We start from the raw sequence: 16,857 nt of genomic DNA, 5'->3' as shown, positions 1-16,857 counted from the left end.
GCATGCTCGCGCCACTTGCATCGCAGGAATCGATCAACCGATGTCCATCAAGCGAAAAGTGGCGTGGGGCATCGGGATAATCATCCTGGCGGCGTTGGCCTATCTATGCTTCTGGCCGGTGCATGCGGACCCGCGAGCCTGGGCAGCGCCACTGGCGCAAGGCTACGTGGGTGTTTATGCGCAGAACGCGCGATTGGCGAATCTGCATACCGTCGACCTAAGCGAGGAATACGGTCCCGAGCACCTCGCAATAGGCCCGGACGGCAAGCTATATGCCGCCATGACCAGTGGCAACATCCTACGCATGGACCCAGACGTAAGTCACGCCAAGGTCTTCGCCAATACCGGCGGGCGTGTGCTCGGATTTGACTTCGACGCTGGCGGGAACATGATCGCCGCCGATGCCATGCGCGGGTTGTTGAGCATCGACGAAGGTCGCGTGCGCGTACTCGTGGATCAGGTCGGCCCGAACGATCCCATTCGCTACGCCAATTCCATTGTGGTGGCTGCCGACGGAATCATCTACTTCACCGATGCCTCCACGCGATTCGCGCCCGTGGACTGGGGTGGTACGTACGAGGCGAGTTTGTACGACATCCTGGAGCAGGCTGCGAGCGGCCGTGTGCTCGCCTATGATCCAGCGACAGGATTCACGCACGAGGTGGTGCACGGCCTTTCATTCGCGAACGGCATTGCAATGGCCGCAGACGGACGGTCGCTATTTGTCTCGGAGACCGGCCGGTACAGGGTCTGGAAGATCGATGCGTCCGCACGTGATACTGATGTCTCGAGTGGATCCCCTTCGGCACGGGTGCTCCTGGACAATCTTCCTGGCTATCCAGACAACCTGATGCGCGGCCGGGACGGTCGAATCTGGCTCGGCTTGTTCAGGCCACGCAATCCTGCAGCAGATGAGCTTTCTGACAAGCCGTTCCTCCGCAAGGTGTTGCTGCGACTGCCTCGAGCCTTGCTTCCAGTTGGCAACCCCTATGGGCACGTCTTCGCCTTCAATGAAGACGGTCATGTTGTCGAAGACCTACAGGATCCACTCGGATCCTATCCAGAGACGACTGGCGCAACCGAAACCATAGATCGGCTCTACATACATAGCCTGCATGCCGCATCGATCGGTTGGATGAAACGATGAACGTTGCAGTTCAAAACCGAGCCGCGCCTATTCTGGGATCATGGATCTCGATAGCATCATTGATCTTCGGCGTTGTCATCACATTGCCTGTCTATGCCGAACAGAGTGACTCGCCAACAGGGCATGACGAAAGATTCGAGGAAATCTATGTCCTTCGAAGCATCCGAGACCGGCAAGAGGTCCAAGGCGGAAGATGCATAGCCTCCGCCGTCGGATTTGACCCGTATCCGATCGATGCTGATCGACGGTACTCGTTTTGGAGCGTTATATCGCGACCTGCCGATGGACTCATCGTAGACGCTGCCAATCAAAGGGTTGCGGAGCTTCGCGGCTGCTTTGGGCCGACAGACGATAGAACCAGGCAAAACTTCCATGCCGAGATACGTATGGGATCAAAGGTTTTCCGTGGCCGCGGAGAGTGTCAGGCGCTCTTGGTGAACTTCCCGGAAGAAGCGTTGATCCCAGTCCGATGCCAGATCGTTTTGAATGATCTGCCTGAGGCATACATTGGCGGTCTCTTAACCACGAACACACTGACAAGTGGCGCGCAATACGGCGGAGAGACATCCCCGTCAGGCTATACCCAAGCCTCTATCGCGACCATCAGACTTTGGAAAAAAACGATAGCTAGGCAGCCCACACCCCCATGCGTGAAATCAGATCGCATGTTAACTCAGAAGGAGAAATAGCCATGATCCATGAGCCAGGTCCCGACGACACCGATCTCCAAAGGCGCAGTGTCCTGCAAGCAGCTGGAATCACCATCGCTGGCGGCTTGGCCGCCTCGGCGATACCCACCGCCTTGGCCGCGCAGGGGCCTGCTGCGAAAGGGGCCGCAGCCAGAGCCCTCGGCTCGATCGGAGGACGCCTGAGAGGGGTGCAGCATTTCGGCCTTACGGTACAGAACATGGATCGAGCGTTCGAGTTCTATACCGAGGTTCTCGGTGGTACCGAGGTGATGCGCGACGGGGACTTCTATGGAGAGCGTATCCACAATACGTTGCTTACCGACCAAGTGATCGAGTCGCGTGCTCGCAAAGTTAATCCGCTGACCATGGGCATACCGGATCTGAGGAGCGGTGCGCAGCGCCTGGATGTCCGCTTCGTCCAGTTCGACAACGTGGTGATCGAGCTCCTGCAGTATCGGGATTCGGAACAGCCTACCGGCAGCGGAAATGCGTTCGCGGAACCGCTTGATCACATGAGTCCTGCTTATCCCAGAATGATGCACATCTGCTTCCACATCCGGGATGAGGTCGATTTCAATCAGTTCATCGCCGACCTGGAAGCCGAGTCAGCGCGCCGCGGGATGAACCATGTTCGGGCCAATCGAGTCCTCACCGTCACGTCGGAGGAGCAGCGTCGATCCGCGCCGATCGAAGCAAACAGCAACGGCATCACCGAAGGCAAGTCGAACGGTTGGCGGCTGATCTATTGCAAAGGATGCGAGGGCGAGCAACTTGAGTTCGTTCAGGCATTAGGTCCGGTCAAGCGCGTATTCGATGGCGCACTTGAGGCCCGCAAGCGTCTTGTATCTAGCGCATAGCATCGGATCACAAGTCGTTTCCATATTCAGGTTAATTGCAAGGAGTAGAGCCATGAAGCGTTCGCTGTCAATCCAGATCAATGTTCTCTTGGTCATCGCTGTACTTGGGATTGCATCTGCTTTCGCGGCAGATTCCCATGTGGCGCGTTACGACGTGATCCCACCCGACGCATACGCCGTCGTCGCGGAAGTGCGCGCGAAGCCGGGGAAGGAAGATGAACTGCGCGCGATTACGTTGCCTCTGGTCGAGAAAGTTCGCGCTGAACCAAACAACTTGATGTACTTCCTGCAGGAAGATCGGGAGACACCTGGGCACTTTGTTTTCTACGAGATCTTTGCGACACAAGCGGACTTTGAAGCCCACAACGCCACGCCCCATGTGCAAGCATGGTTCGCCCGGTTACCGGAACTCGCCGATGGCGGGGTAAAGGCGACTCGAATGGAGATCCTGGGGAATCGAGTCGAGCCTTCGCCGTGAAGCAGGTGTCGTTAGGCCCCAGTCCGATGTTTACATCCCAGGAGTGATGTCATGAAATATCTCTTTGTTCTCGCAACGCTGGCCATGGCGACCACCTCCGAGGCCCTTCCTGCGGCTCCCTCCACAAGCCGACCGACGATCATTCTGGTGCATGGCGCATTCGTAGACGGTTCCGGCTGGGCGGGTGTCCATCGCATCCTGACAAAAGAAGGATTTCCAGTCGTAGTGGTCCAGAATCCAGCGAACTCGCTTGCAGATGACGTCGCCGTGACGAATCGGGCTATTGCAGGGGCTGCTGGGCCTGTTGTGTTAGTAGGACACTCTTACGGAGGAGTGGTTATTACAGAGGCGGGATCGGATCCCAAGGTTTCGTCGCTGGTCTACGTAGCGGCTTTCGCGCCCGATCAGGGCGAATCCGTTTCCTCGTTGATCGCCAACGCCCCTGCCGGCGCGCAAGGGCCGCCTATCGTGCCGTCGGCCGATGGCTTTCTGACTCTGGACAGATCCAAGTTTGCGTCAGCATTCGCGTCGGATGTCCCGAGTGAGATCGCCCAGTTCATGGCCGATTCCCAGGTTCCTTGGGGTGTCCAGGCCTTTGAAGGGAAGGTCGGAACGCCCGCTTGGAAAAGCAAACCAAGCTGGTACTTAGTAACAGAGGACGACAGGATGATTCCCCCAGATGCCCAGCGTGGTATGGCTGGACGAGCGAGCGCAACCGTTGTCGTTTCGGCTGGGAGCCATGCAATCTATGTCGCCGCGCCGGAAACGGTCGCCGCATTGATTCGGCAAGCTGCCGAAGCTGCGTCGGTCGCTGTGTCGCCTTCGGAATAGGCGGGCGACAGCGCGCCCTTGGAATCGATGGCATTCGACAAGCCGACGGTTATCTGAGTGTGTTGTGCGATGTAACTCGGCTAGTTGATTCTTTAACTGCAGATAGAGGAACTCGGTATGTCATTGAAAGAGCTCCTGCCCGGAAAGCTTGGTTTCGGCACCGCTCCGCTCGGCAACATGTTTCGTGACATCCCAGAGGCGGAGGCTCAGGCAACTGTTTTGGCGGCATGGGCGGATGGCATTCGGTACTTCGACAATGCGCCATTCTATGGAGCAGGACTTGCGGAGATCCGAATGGGTGAGGCGCTGGCGGGAAAACCGCGAGATACGTATGTAATCAGCACCAAGGTGGGCCGCCTGATCCTGGATGAGGTAGAGGACATCAGTGTTCGCGATCTCGGGGAGAAGGGCGATGTATTCAAGTACGGCCTGCCAAACAAGATTGTCAACGACTACTCGTACGACGCAACGCTTCGTTCACTCAATGACAGCCTGAAGCGGCTTAGGACGGATCGCATCGATATAGTTTGGGTCCACGATGTCGCGCAGGACTTCTATGGTGATGAATGGCTGGCTGTATTCGAAACAGCACGCAAAGGGGCATTCAGGGCTCTCCATCGTCTCCGAGAGGAAGGCGTCATCAAAGCGTGGGGGCTAGGTGTTAATCGCGTCGAGCCTATCGAACTCCTACTCGATCTGGACGAACCTCGCCCGGATGGCTTCCTGCTTGCAGGCCGATACACCCTTTTGGATCATTCGCGTGCGCTGCAGCGCGTCATGCCGAAGGTGATGGAGCGTGGGCTGCACATCGTGGTGGGTGGGCCCTATAGCTCAGGAGCGTTGGTGGGTGGCCCGAACTTCGAGTATTCGCCGGCGACGCCGGCAATTTTGGACAAAGTCGCGCGCATTAAAACGCTGGCCGACGGATACGGGATCAGCATGAAGGCTGCGGGCCTTCATTTTTCACTGGCGCATCCGGCGGTGGCGGGGGTAATCCCGGGCGCCAGCAAGCCTGAGCGTATCGCCGAAGATCGCGCCGCGCTGCTCGAAGTAGTGCCGTCTGGATTCTGGCGCGATCTTCGCAGCGCTGGCTTGATTGACGCCGAAGCTCCATTGCCAGCAGACGATTAGATTGACCTGGACGGTTAGCCATTGATCGAGCAAATAACGTTCTTTTCTACTGAAGGTCGGAAATATGAAACTCGAAGGTGGATGCCTGTGCGGTTCTGTCCGTTATCGGACTGAATCTGATCCGGTCATGACGGTGGCCTGCCAGTGCCATAGCTGCCAAAGGCAAACAGGAACCTCGTTCTCGGTGATCCTCGCTTACAAGAAAGGAACACTGGAGTTTACGAAAGAGCGCCCAATCTTCTATGAGCACAAGGGCGGCAGCGGCAAGTTTGTCCGCCGTCATTTCTGTGCAAAGTGTGGATCACCGATCATGGCAGAATTGGAAGCGACGCCGGAGCTCGACTGGCTTAAGACTGGCACCTTGGACGACGTCGCTGCTCCTTGGTTGACCCCCCAGGTCAGCATTTGGGGTGCCAGCGCGCAGGCGTGGATGGAATGGCCGGAAGAAGTCCACCAGTTTTCCGAGAACGCTGGATAGGACGGATCACTTAGGATGCCGGCCCGGTCAGGCCGCTATCTACCCACCGACTAGGCTGGAGATTCGGGTCTTGCAAATTGCCGTACCTACCTCGCGCGAACAATTGTGGGCACTGCTGGCTGAGGCGGCCGAGATCGAGCATCACCTGATGTGCTGCTACTTGTACGCAGCCTTTAGCCTTAAGCAGAGTTCAGAGGAGAGCTTGTCTGACTCTGAAATGGAGGCGGTAAATCGTTGGCGCCGTGAGATCGTTGCCGTGTCGGTCGAAGAAATGGGTCACCTTACGATCGTCTGCAATATCCTGTCATCGCTGGGTGCACCGGCTCATTTTGTCCACCAGAACTTTCCCATTGCACCGGGTTACCATCCGGCCGGAATTGTGGTGAAACTGGCGCCGTTTGATCGACAGACGCTCGCGCACTTTATCTATTTGGAGCGGCCTGATGGCACGGACATAGCGGACGGGGACGGATTCGAGCCACCACGGCGCTACTCGCGCTCGCTCGATATGAACCGTCTAATGACGGTTTGCACCGACTATGAAACCGTTGGTGAACTGTACCGATCTGTCGCTGCTGGACTGAAACACCTAAGTGTCTTGATGGGCGAATCAACACTGTTCGTCGGAGATCCCGAGCATCAACTCGACGAAGATGTGGCTCAGCTACCGGGCTTGAAGACCGTGCGCTGCCTAGAAACGGCATTGAGCGCCATCGATTCCATCGTTCGCCAAGGCGAAGGCGCCGATTCTGAAAGTGTGGACTCACACTATCAGCGGTTCCTACGTATGGGTTATGAGTACGACGCGTTGCTGCAAGAGCGAGCAGATTTTTGCCCTGCGCGCGCCGGTGCCATCAACCCGGTGATGCGGCCCCCGCTGACGCAGGAAGATCGCTTGTGGATCCGTGAAGAGCCGGCGGCCGCTCTGCTCGATCTAGGTAATGCACTCTACAACCATTGTCTGCGATGTGTGGCGCTGGCCTATGGTGATGTAGGACGACCAACGCAGACCGCGCTAGTCGCCGCAGGCATCGAACTCATGCATCTGCTTGGGTCGGTCGCAACAAAATTGAGTTCACTTCCCGCCAACGCCAGTGCCACAGGCGTGACTGCTGGTCTGAGCTTTGCGACAGTGCGTTCGGCGGCGGCAATGATTGGTGAGGCAGGAAGTATTGAGGTTTTAATAGAACGAATGCACGAGATTTCCATCAGATGCGAGAAGCTGGCAAGCGCGTACCCGGACCTTCAGACGATGTTGCGTGCGACAGGCGCCGCTACCGACCACTTGGCCAAGCGCCTTGCTGGCCATGCCGAGCGCTGTCGTCGGGAAGAGGAAGCAATGCGTGACTCCGCTCAAGTCGGTGTAGTCGCTGAAGCTGTCGCACCACAACCTGCCCCACCTCAGCCGCTAATCCAACGTGACGGAGCCAAGATAATTCGGGGGTCGGCCGTAGATCTAGTCTACGATGGCCCGCGTTGCATTCATGCACGGCACTGCGTACTGGAGCTCCCAGCGGTATTTAAGGCCAATACGCCTGGCGAATGGATCCATCCTGAAGCGGCGACCGCTGAGGCGCTGATCACCGTCGCCCACATGTGTCCTTCGGGCGCAATTGGCTACCGGCGGCGGGATGGTGGTCAAGAGGAAATGGCGCCGGCTGTCAACCTTGTTCAGCTTAGGGAAAATGGGCCCCTTGGCATTCGTGCGCAGCTGATTCTGGACGGAATTCCAGTTGGTATGCGCGCGGTTCTATGTCGTTGCGGTGCATCAGCGAACAAGCCGTTCTGCGATGGAAGCCACAATGCCATCCATTTTCAAGCGTCTGGCGAGCCTGACACCGTTGCATCCCAACCTTTGGCACAACGCGGTGGTCCGCTGAATATTGATCCCGAAACCGATGGACCGCTCCTGGTTAGCGGAAGCGTCGAAATTTGCAGTGGCACGGGCAGGACTATCAACCGAACGACAACCACCCGCTTATGCCGCTGTGGAGGATCGGGCAACAAGCCGTTCTGCGACGGAACCCATCGCGCAAATGGATTCCGCAGCTGATGGCCGATCCTGCATCCAACATGCAACTGATTCAGGCCGTAATTCTGCTGGGCGCGGCGGTGGTGATGGTTCCCCTGTTCAATCGGCTTGGGCTCGGCTCGGTCCTCGGCTATCGCATGCGTAATCGCATTGACGTCGGTAGGTCGTAGCTAAGGGCGTGTCCGCTCTTGGCCGCGGATTCAATCGGTCAATGCAAACGATTGACGGCTGCGAAGGCTGCTGGTGTTACCCAGCCTAAGCTCTGGTGGGGGCGAATATGGTTGTACTCATATCGAAAGTCCTCCGCAACCTGGTGGAAGTGCTCCAACGAGGAGAACTTGTTCCATCGGAAAAGATCTGACCGCATTGTTAGGTTAAAGCGCTCTATATAGCCGTTCTGGTAAAACTTAAATGGGGCTGTGTGTTTGATGGCGATGCCCTTGGAACTGGCCCAAGCGGCCAGAGCCTTGCCAGTAAACTCCGGACCGTTGTCGCAGCGAATCTGGGCCGGCACTCCACGTCTAGCGACGAGCTCGTTGAGCTGCTCGGCTACTAACAACGAACTAGTGCCGAAACCGCCCTTGATCAAAAGACACTCTCGGCTGAAATCGTCCAGCACGTTGAGGGTGCGTGCAGCCGCATTATTGGTCAGCCGAAAGTGCATGAAGTCCATAGACCATGTCGCGTTTTCATGTAATGCGGTGTCTAGATGGCGCCGTTTACTGCGTTCCGTGCGTTTCGAGTTACGCCTGTACAGCTGAAGCCCCGCCTCGATATAGAGCTTCTGTGCCCGCGTCTCGCCACACAGCTTGCCCTTGAGGATTCTGTGATACATGAGTATTAAACCGTGGCTGGGATTGGAGGCGAGATATTCCTTCATGGCCCTAAGGACGACGGTGTTGTCTCGCTCATATTTGACTTGGGGCGTCATGGTGTTGCTGATGCAGAGCATGCGCTTTGCTCGATGAGCGGATACAAGATTTGCCGACTGCAACTGCCCGAGCAGCTGTATCCGTCTGTAGAGCGGTAGATGAATGGCGCGTATGAGCAGCTGCCAAGCTCTACGTTCACCCTCAAAACGGGTCGCTTCCCGCCGAAGTTGCTCAAGTTCTATATTGGCTTCCATGGCGCGCTGGACATCTTCCAGCGAAAAGCCGCGGTACAGGGCGTGCCATCTGGAAACACTAGTGCTACTGCATCCGACATTCTGCGCTATCGTCGTTTGTTGCACGCCATTCGCAACGGCTTGGACTACCGCAAACACTTGCTCGGCTGTGTATGCTCGCTTTGCCACACTAATCACCCGAGTTAAACCGATCCACCTGTCCTGCGGCCGATGGGATCCGCGCGGCCATCGTTATATGGCTCGTCACCACAGGGCGTTAGGGCCGGACGGACCTCTTCCCGCATGGCCCGATGATCATACTCTCCTGTGATACCACCTCAGAATAAGCCGCTGGAAAGGACCGCTGCGAGTACCTTTGGCGTTCTGCCCCATACCAATCCCGCATTGGGGTATGCGGTTTGCCGCTTGAGGCGATCGGTGTCTTTCGGAAATATTCCGGAGCAAAAACCTTATCTGAGCTGCGATCTGAATAGGGAGGGATCGTGCTCCGATAGAAAGGGCATCAGAAAGGATTGGTTCAGTATGGTCATCGTTGACGTCCTGCGGCAACGTCCAGGCGCGTGGTTTGCCTGACCCGAATCTCGATAGTCTGTTGCGCAGCGCTCTCCTCCACGAACCAGGGTAGCGGCAGGTTGTCTGGTAGCACGGTGATCCGGTGCGAGCCCACTGCAACCCGTGGGAATTCGTACTGACCGTTACTGTCGGTCCTCACCGAGTAGCGGCCATCAAGGATGATGGTGATGTTGGCAGCCGGTTGTTCGGAGGCAGCGCGTACCCCATCGTTATTCTCATCCAGAAACACTGACCCCACGATGCCACCTACGGCAGTGCCTGGCGCACCGCCCAGTACTGCCAGGGATCGTCCGGCTTGCCGTTCATAGCGCAGGGTCAGAAAGACCGAGCGGTCACGGGGGAGCGAGATGAACGGCGTATCGGTGACCAACGGATCCAAGATGAAGGGAGACCGTTGCGACCCTTGGCTCTGGTAGAACGCCGCGGCCAATGACCACCGCGGACGGATGCGCCAGTTGACGCCTAGGTTCAAATCCAGACCCCGCAGTGCACTCGGACCATTCCCATAGGTCCAGCGAGCGGTCCCGTCGATGGATATCGTGTCGGTCAGGTCCCGACCACCATAGAACGCGGTGGTGGTCGTGGCCGTCGGTGACTCACCGGAATAGCTCAGTTCGCCATAGGCCAACGAGGCCGAGAGGCGAGTGCCTTCACGCATCGGAAATGCCTGATCAATACTGGCCAGCCAGCTGTCGCCGCCTTGATTTCCACCATCAGCACGGTCGAATTGGACGCGTGTCTGACCCCAATGTGTGCTCTTGTCTGCGAAGAGTTGCATGGCATACGTATTTTCGGACGTATGCCGAACGCTGAGGCTGCCACCGTAACCGAACGTGCTACTGGCTTGATACCGCAAGAAACCTGTGCCGTATTGACCATCGAAGCCGTCGCCGCTGATCGATCGGATATCGTCGATGCCCGCATTCCACGACCAGCGTGCGAATTGATAGGCGATGCGATAATAGCCGCCGCGGACGTCGTTGTTGATCGGCAACGCGCCCCAGGCCAGTTCGGGGTCCAAGGAGAAGGCGCCATAGTTGTGGCGATAGCGTCCCCGACGCGCACTGGCATCGATCCAGACGCCCTGCGCCGCGCCATGCTCGGTGTCGCTTCCCAAAACGTTCAATTGCACGGCGTCGCGTTGTCCTTCCCATTGGGTCGCCAGGTGCACCGCTTGGGTTTGATCGTCGACGAACACAGCTTCGCCTCGATCATCGGGGGTAATACGACCCTGAGTGCGCAGGTACGAAGCTGCACCGGTCCAGCCAGGTGCCCAGCGCCACTGGCTACCGAACGAAGCGACGTAGCCGTCAGCCAGATCGAATCCGACGACGCGCGTACCGTTGTAGAGACCAGCACGTCCGGCTGCGCCATAGACAACGGTGCCGTGTTCGTCCTGAGTCCACTGGGTACTTACGCCTGCAAAGGGCACGGTCGGCAGGAAGAATCGATATTGGTTGCGCTGCAGATCCAGCGAGGGCGTGTTGATGACGCCAAGCCCATTATCCAAGCGCCAACCGCCGTCCACGAAGAGGTTGCGTTGCCATAAGGTCGCCGCGCCACCCCACCCACCATCGTCCTCGAAGCGCTCGCGATTGCTGTGGAATAGCGTGGCGTCGAGCGAGAAACTGCCCCAGGTGGGGGTTTCCCAAAAAGCCCCACCCGATATCCCTTGTTCGCCAAACGTGTCGTCGCCACGTTCGGTCTGCGCCGCATTTAGCTCCAGGCGAATCGAGCGTGGCAGCCCGTCAGTGTCTTCCGGTTCCTCATCGTCGGGCGGCAAGGGCGCCAGCGCTTGCGGAGCGATGATTCGATCACGATAAGTCGCCTGTGGATCGGGCTCGGCTGCATTAGCCGAGGCCATAATCACGGATGCGATGAGGATGACGAGCACTCGCCGGGCGGGCTCGCGATGCCACCTCATTGTGAGATGACGGTATCGATGTCGAGACGTTGCGCGCCCCACTCCAGCCGGCCCTTCAAATTCAACGGATAGGTAATCGTCGCCGCCGGCGTGTCCGGATCATCCCCCTCAGGGGTCAGCGCGATGGCACGCGACTCTGTAGGCAGCACGGGCAGACCGGAAGGCGAAAAGGCGAACTTGCGACCACTGGCATCGACGCCTTCAATGAAGCCGGCAAGTCGACCGTGTGCATTGCCCGTGTTGCGTACCTGTAGGACAGGCACAAGCCGTCCGTCAACGGTGTCGGCTTTTGTGCCGACCACCGTAAGTTGGGCGGCCGCATCGCCAATCGTGAGATAAACGATGATGCCGATCCGACCCGATACCGGGGGAGCGGCACTGTTGGCCACCTGCTCCGGATCGCCTTCCAGCATGATCGCAAAGCGGCACTCACTGTTAGGGGCTTCCGGTGGCACTACCACCTCGAACCGATAACGGCGCTTGCCGTTCGCCGCGACAGTGATTTCCGGTGCTTCGATACCGACCCAGGGCCGACAGCTGTCAGGGGCCAGCGTTTCGGAGAAAACCGCTGCGCCTTTGTCGTCCAAACTCCAATCGGCTGTCTTTAACGTGTAGTGCGCTGCGCTGCCCGAGACGTTGGATATCTCCACCACGTTGCGATAAGTGGTTCCGGCCTTGGCCGTGTCTTCGAAACGAGGTGGCGAGACGAGCGCTGAGAATCCCTGCGCCATGCTGTTCGCGGCGTACAGCAAACTCAACACAAGGGCGCCAGCCTGCACAAGATGACGGCACATCAGGGACTCTCCACATCAATCTCGAATGAAAAATTCAGTTGTTCCACACGCACCAAGCGCTGGCCGTCCGCCTGGATGACCAGCCGCATCGTGTCTTCATACAAGCCCGTAGGCATCAAGCCGGTATAAACCAGCGTGCGTTCGCCGGCGCGCAGAGTGCCCGGTAACATGCGTCCTTGGGTGGTCCAAGTGGCGGTTATCGCGCCGGTGGGCTGTGCGGGTAGCGTCATGTAGACGCGCCCGGTTCGACCCTGCCAGGGCGCTAGATTGAGGCGTACCAGTACCGTGATCGCGCCCGAAACCGTGGCGCGCTGACCCCTTTGCGGTGCGACCGAATCCCACTTCATCTGCAAAGTGTTGCCCAATACCTGACTGGCACTGTCGTCGACACGATGTGTCGTGCCCGCAGCCGCAGGCACTGTTGGTATTATCAAAAGAAGGCCCATGCGCAAGGCCCCTATAGCAACATGTAGTCTCATGGCGCACTCAATGTGTACACGACACGGCCGCTGTAGGTGCCTGCCGCGACGATGGCATCGTTGCCGTAGCTGAAGGTATGGCAGCTCTCGCGCCAGGTGTTCACAGGAAAGCTGGCCAGGGTCTGCGTACCGCCGGTAAAAGTGCCTGCAGGTACTGGTTGCGTGGCCGCGCCATCGTTGTTGCCGCTGCTCGTCCAGGTGATCTGTGAGAAGGGAATGGTGTTACCGGCCGCATTGACCAGATTCACAGGCGCGGCTGCCGTCAGCGTTGCCGTGCCGGTGAAACCGGGAAGCCGATAGAAGCCGCCCACGTAGATTTCGTTGGGGACGTTGCAGAACGTGAAGCCATCGTAGCTACTGACGCCTGTTGAGGCGTTGGTCGTCATGGTCTGGTTGGTGCCGTTGCCAAGCATCGCGGCAGGCACCGATACCGATACCACGTTGATCGCGCCGCCCGATGCGGGGATGCCCCCGGTGTTGTAGTTGCCGGTGAACGCGCCGTCGCCGACACGCAGATACACCGCGCGCGTTCCCGGTGCGATGTTCACGATAAAGGCATGGGCTGCATCGCATGCGCAAAGCGCAAGCGACAAGAACAGCCACGGCAGGCCGCGAGCAGGTGTAGAAATCGGAGCATCCCCTTTTGACGAGAAACACCCCGCAAGGCTCATGAGGAGACCTTGCGGGGTTGAGCTACGCTCGTTTACGGCATGGACGCGGTGTAGGTCACACGGCTGTTATTGGTATTCACGCCACCGTAGGTGCCCGGGGCGATCACATTGTTGTTTGCGTATGCAAACGTCCAACGGGCGTCACGGTTGATGACCTTGCCCGTCGTGGGGGTCAGGGACACGGTGGTGGTAGCACCATCGGCCAACGTCGGGTGCGGCAGCGGTACCGCCGAGGTCAGCGCCGTTACCGTCGCGGCGATTTCGCTATAGCTGATCGTGTCGCCGGCAGCACCGTTACTCAGCGCACCCAGCGTGGTCGAGGTGAAGGTAATGTTGCCGTTGTTACCGATGACGCGGGCCGTGACTGCGCCGGTGCCCAGGTCGCCGGAAGCGGCTGTGGCGGCGATCGGCGTTCCGTTGCCCATCGTGGCAGCCGGGACGGTGAAAGCGATCTGATTAATGGTCGCGGTGGTTGCAAAATCAGTACCGGTACCAACACGCAGATACAGAATCTTCGGCGCCGTCACCTGGAAGTCCAGACGTGCGCTGGCGGTGATTGGCGTGCCCGTGCCGGTGGTGAAGGTCGATTCAGCATTGGCCAGCATAGGAACGGCAGCCAGCAGTGCGGCAGCCAAAAGGGTTTTGGAGGTCATGCGCATGGAATTTTAGAGTCCGGTCGGTGGTGGGATGGCAGGCATAGCGTTAAAGCCGTGGTGTCACGGCCCGAGGTGGTAGAGCAGAAAGCGTGCCAACCGTGGAGCCGGTCCCTTTTTACTGTGAGCAAATCGAGAAATTACTTGCGATTTGCTCTACCATTCCTTGCCGAGCTAGCTAGCACGGCGGGATGGTAAGGCACTTTATGACGTCCCACGTCACACTTTACTGAGATTAAGTGTGAGTTCTTGTTGTAGTGTGATGGGTATCACATTATTTGGTACAAAAGGGCCTTTCGCGTCCTTAAATGGATCGTTCGAGACTGGCAATCAGGTGCTGGTTCAGTGCCGCGGACCAGCCGTTTGTCCGTCACAGGCTGGTGCAGTCGCACAATCTCTGTCGTTCCCAAGTACCAGCATGTCAGCCGGCTGAGCTGACCTTGGATGCTGTGTGACGTGTGAGTTCGACCATGGTCACCGATCTCAGAATCTGAACATCCCGGGGCGATACTTCCCGTCCATTCGCCGAATGGCGAGCTTAATTCCGAGCGATGACAAGCCTTGCGATGACGGCGAGTCTGTAACTCCGTTCGAGGTTGCAGGCGGGCTGACCTGAAAATGAGGAGGTGTTGTGGCAAACCGACTCTATACAGCAAAGCAAATCCACGCTGCCGTACAGGCGATGGATGAAGGAATACCTGCAGTTACGGTAGCTGCCCGTATCAAATGCCACCCGGGCAGTGTCCGGGGGTGGAGGCGCAGATACAGCGGGCTTTCGCTTAGTGAGGTGCAACAGGCCATGGCTGCCAGCGCGGAGCTGGAGCAGCTCAGGCGGAAAACAACACGTTATGAAGCGGAGCGGGCCGCATGGAAGCACATCATGCGTAGGCTGGCGCCTCCTCTGTCACGCCGCATAGAGCTGTTCGGCCAATTGCAGGCCGCCGGGCTGGTATCGATTAACCAGGCCAAGGCGATGCTTTGCATGGCCAGCCCGCATGTCTCGTTGGTCAAATACGAAAGAGATGACACCGTAATTCTTCGGACCATGAAAGAACACTTGGCAGCGTTTCCCGGCCACGGCTTCGAAACGATGTTCCACCAGGTACTCGCGGGAAAAGTCTGCGGCATCGGGAGAGCGCAGCGGATCTATGCTGGCGCCGGCTTGCAGTTGTATCGCCGAAACGCGAGGCGGCCTAAAGGGAAATATCGGCTTGCAGTAGCGCCTCATTCCAATTTCACTTGGTCCATCGATTTCATGCACTTCCGTCTGGTTAGCGGCGCGCCAGCGCGCACGCTCAATGTTCTCGACGATTTCAGCCGAGAATGTCTTCTGATCAAGGGAGGTTTCGGCACTAGCGCGTCGCTTGTAGCAGAGCAACTTGCCGAACTAGTTGGAAGGCGCGGTTTGCCGAGCACGATACGTTGCGACAATGGCCCTGAGTTTACTGGGCGTGCTTTCCTGCAATGGGCAGCTGCTGCTGGGATCACAATCGAGCATATCGCCCCATATAGGGCCTATCAGAATGCCTACATAGAACGGTTCAACCGAACTGTGCGCGACAATCTGATCCTGTGGAACAGCTTCACCTCATTGGATGATTTCGACAGGGTGGCTGAAGACTTTAGATATCATTACAACCATTGTCGACCGCACGAGAGCTTAGGGTGGACGACGCCTGCCGGCTATGCCGCTGCAAACGCCCATTGCTAGCCTCTCTTCAGATCATCGAACGGAGCAGTCAATGCTCACGCGTTCTCCGAAGTGGTTTTACTTCCTTGCATATATAGACGCTCGACTTCTCTGTCATTGGATTATCCCAAGTAAGTATGTAGTGGCAGCCTCTGTGCTGGTCCGCCCAATTCCGAAAGCTGCGTATCAATTCATTTTTGGTGGGCGCATTGCCTGAGCGGCGTACGAATTCATCCCAAGACATATGTTGAAGCCACCAGCCGTGCCGTACAGGCCGCCAGCCGACTTTGAGATGTTCTACCCAAGAGAAATCGGACATAGGAGCCTCGTCTTAGCGCATATTCTGGACGAGCGGTGAAGAGAAACTAGAGTCTGGCTAAAGCCGACGCGCGACACTGTCGCTCTCTGCGAATCCGGCCATGAGCCGTGGCGCTGGTATATCGCGGCACCTGATCCTGGAGCAACAAAAGGGGCGTGAGGCAAGCATTCCCCTCTTTGATAGTTGGCTCGCATAAGGCGTTCGCCCGCCACTTTCTAAGGCGGCAAAATGCTCCGATGCAGGCCGGATAGGTCCCTGGTAGGTGGAGGCCTCCGGATTCGTCTCTCTCATTTGTTTATGTGCAGCATCGACGCCCGTGTGACCGCTCCGCAGGGCGCACGCCACTAAATGTATGACCGACTGCTTGCCGATTGTCGGCTAAATAGCGCCGATTGTCTGCTATCGCTTATACAGATAACAAGATTATTTCCCCTGCAGCCGATCGGGGAATTGGCCCCTCTGAGAGGCCAGAGCCTTGCCTGGTAACGTTTTCACGACCGCAGCTGCATTTGCTTGCAGGACAACACGGCCTCGTCGCAGCCCAGAATTCTGACGCTGAGCGTCACTTTTCATTTGTGCAGTCTTTCACGCTAAATATGTGACGTCGTTAACATTGCCGTCGCGCAGCCTTTCTTGCTCCCGCGCCACGCCGGACTGGTGATGCCTCGCATTGCTAGTCAGGCATTGGTGGCATCAGCAAGAACGGTAGCGCTTGGGGTTGATCGTCGGGGGCAGGTCACTTCGGTGCCAGTAGCTCGTGATCAGAACACATTGAATTAGGGGATTCACGTGACTGATACGTCTCGCTGCAGAGCGCGGGCTTTCCTGCGCTTGTTCACTTTGTGCCTTTTTGCGCTCGCTAACACCCTTCTCGGAAATTCGGCACGGGCGCAGACCGTTTCCAATACGGCGACGCTCACGGTGCCAACGGGTTTCAGCTGCCCCGATGCAGCTACCAATCCAACCTGCGTTGCTAGCGCGAGCG

At 57.8% G+C, this 16,857-nt stretch carries 14 protein-coding genes and 1 pseudogene; 9 read left to right on the top strand and 6 right to left on the bottom strand.

What is annotated here, in order from left to right:
• The first annotated feature begins 40 nt into the window (after positions 1-40).
• From J2W94_RS08165 to J2W94_RS08130, 8 genes and pseudogenes are all read left to right on the top strand, one after another.
• Positions 41-1,147 carry an SMP-30/gluconolactonase/LRE family protein gene (locus J2W94_RS08165; protein WP_310092031.1) on the top strand — a complete coding sequence of 369 codons (1,107 nt, stop codon included), beginning with the start codon at positions 41-43 and terminating at the stop codon, positions 1,145-1,147.
• Between the two features lie 691 nt (positions 1,148-1,838).
• Positions 1,839-2,693, top strand: a complete 855-nt coding sequence (locus tag J2W94_RS08160) for a VOC family protein (RefSeq protein WP_310092029.1) — start codon at positions 1,839-1,841, stop codon at positions 2,691-2,693.
• Between the two features lie 52 nt (positions 2,694-2,745).
• A complete protein-coding gene (locus tag J2W94_RS08155) occupies positions 2,746-3,171 on the top strand; it encodes a putative quinol monooxygenase (protein ID WP_310092027.1) in 426 nt (141 codons plus the stop codon).
• Positions 3,172-3,222: 51 nt separating this feature from the next.
• A complete protein-coding gene (locus J2W94_RS08150) occupies positions 3,223-4,002 on the top strand; it encodes an alpha/beta fold hydrolase (protein WP_310092025.1) in 780 nt (259 codons plus the stop codon).
• A 117-nt stretch (positions 4,003-4,119) separates the two neighbouring features.
• Positions 4,120-5,133 carry an aldo/keto reductase gene (locus J2W94_RS08145; protein ID WP_310092023.1) on the top strand — a complete coding sequence of 338 codons (1,014 nt, stop codon included), beginning with the start codon at positions 4,120-4,122 and terminating at the stop codon, positions 5,131-5,133.
• Between the two features lie 64 nt (positions 5,134-5,197).
• Positions 5,198-5,611 carry a GFA family protein gene (locus J2W94_RS08140; RefSeq protein WP_310092021.1) on the top strand — a complete coding sequence of 138 codons (414 nt, stop codon included), beginning with the start codon at positions 5,198-5,200 and terminating at the stop codon, positions 5,609-5,611.
• 70 nt (positions 5,612-5,681) lie between these two features.
• Entirely contained in the window at positions 5,682-7,664 is a 1,983-nt protein-coding gene (locus J2W94_RS08135; protein ID WP_310092019.1) for a ferritin-like domain-containing protein, read from the top strand.
• Positions 7,664-7,777: pseudogene (locus J2W94_RS08130) on the top strand (cation:proton antiporter); the annotation flags it as partial. The gene J2W94_RS08135 and the pseudogene J2W94_RS08130, both read left to right, overlap by 1 nt.
• Positions 7,778-7,851: 74 nt before the next feature.
• Here the strand turns inward: J2W94_RS08130 and J2W94_RS08125 are convergent.
• The 6 genes from J2W94_RS08125 to J2W94_RS08100 form a co-directional block, all read right to left on the bottom strand.
• Positions 7,852-8,907 (bottom strand): IS3 family transposase, encoded by a 1,056-nt coding sequence (locus J2W94_RS08125; RefSeq protein ID WP_310093650.1) that lies wholly within the window; start codon positions 8,905-8,907, stop codon positions 7,852-7,854.
• Positions 8,908-9,295: 388 nt separating this feature from the next.
• Positions 9,296-11,236 (bottom strand): carboxypeptidase-like regulatory domain-containing protein, encoded by a 1,941-nt coding sequence (locus tag J2W94_RS08120; RefSeq protein ID WP_310092017.1) that lies wholly within the window; start codon positions 11,234-11,236, stop codon positions 9,296-9,298.
• 26 nt (positions 11,237-11,262) lie between these two features.
• Positions 11,263-12,060, bottom strand: coding sequence for a hypothetical protein (locus J2W94_RS08115; protein WP_310092015.1), 798 nt, complete (start codon positions 12,058-12,060; stop codon positions 11,263-11,265).
• Positions 12,060-12,506: a hypothetical protein gene (locus tag J2W94_RS08110; protein ID WP_310092014.1), complete on the bottom strand. Its 447-nt coding sequence runs from the start codon at positions 12,504-12,506 to the stop codon at positions 12,060-12,062. Before J2W94_RS08110 ends, J2W94_RS08115 begins: the two co-directional genes overlap by 1 nt.
• A gap of 29 nt (positions 12,507-12,535) precedes the next feature.
• Positions 12,536-13,087 carry a hypothetical protein gene (locus J2W94_RS08105; protein ID WP_310092012.1) on the bottom strand — a complete coding sequence of 184 codons (552 nt, stop codon included), beginning with the start codon at positions 13,085-13,087 and terminating at the stop codon, positions 12,536-12,538.
• A gap of 155 nt (positions 13,088-13,242) precedes the next feature.
• A complete protein-coding gene (locus J2W94_RS08100; protein ID WP_310092010.1) occupies positions 13,243-13,863 on the bottom strand; it encodes a hypothetical protein in 621 nt (206 codons plus the stop codon).
• 631 nt (positions 13,864-14,494) lie between these two features.
• Here J2W94_RS08100 and J2W94_RS08095 point away from each other — a divergent pair.
• The gene (locus tag J2W94_RS08095; protein WP_310092007.1) at positions 14,495-15,574 is read left to right on the top strand and encodes an IS3 family transposase; all 1,080 of its coding nucleotides are present in this window, start codon (positions 14,495-14,497) and stop codon (positions 15,572-15,574) included.
• Positions 15,575-16,857 lie beyond the last annotated feature (1,283 nt).

Source organism: Pseudoxanthomonas sacheonensis, assembly GCF_031455975.1.
GTDB lineage: Bacteria > Pseudomonadota > Gammaproteobacteria > Xanthomonadales > Xanthomonadaceae > Pseudoxanthomonas_A > Pseudoxanthomonas_A sacheonensis_A.
This window is presented reverse-complemented; position numbering and strand designations above follow the sequence as displayed.

Excerpts from the sequence above, each read along its gene's own strand:
- J2W94_RS08165 (WP_310092031.1), top strand. The coding sequence starts at position 41 with ATGTCCATCAAGCGAAAAGTGGCGTGGGGCATCGGGATAATCATCCTG.
- J2W94_RS08160 (WP_310092029.1), top strand. The coding sequence starts at position 1,839 with ATGATCCATGAGCCAGGTCCCGACGACACCGATCTCCAAAGGCGCAGT.
- J2W94_RS08155 (WP_310092027.1), top strand. The coding sequence starts at position 2,746 with ATGAAGCGTTCGCTGTCAATCCAGATCAATGTTCTCTTGGTCATCGCT.
- J2W94_RS08150 (WP_310092025.1), top strand. The coding sequence starts at position 3,223 with ATGAAATATCTCTTTGTTCTCGCAACGCTGGCCATGGCGACCACCTCC.
- J2W94_RS08145 (WP_310092023.1), top strand. The coding sequence starts at position 4,120 with ATGTCATTGAAAGAGCTCCTGCCCGGAAAGCTTGGTTTCGGCACCGCT.
- J2W94_RS08140 (WP_310092021.1), top strand. The coding sequence starts at position 5,198 with ATGAAACTCGAAGGTGGATGCCTGTGCGGTTCTGTCCGTTATCGGACT.
- J2W94_RS08115 (WP_310092015.1), bottom strand. The coding sequence starts at position 12,060 with ATGTGCCGTCATCTTGTGCAGGCTGGCGCCCTTGTGTTGAGTTTGCTG.
- J2W94_RS08110 (WP_310092014.1), bottom strand. The coding sequence starts at position 12,506 with ATGGGCCTTCTTTTGATAATACCAACAGTGCCTGCGGCTGCGGGCACG.
- J2W94_RS08100 (WP_310092010.1), bottom strand. The coding sequence starts at position 13,863 with ATGACCTCCAAAACCCTTTTGGCTGCCGCACTGCTGGCTGCCGTTCCT.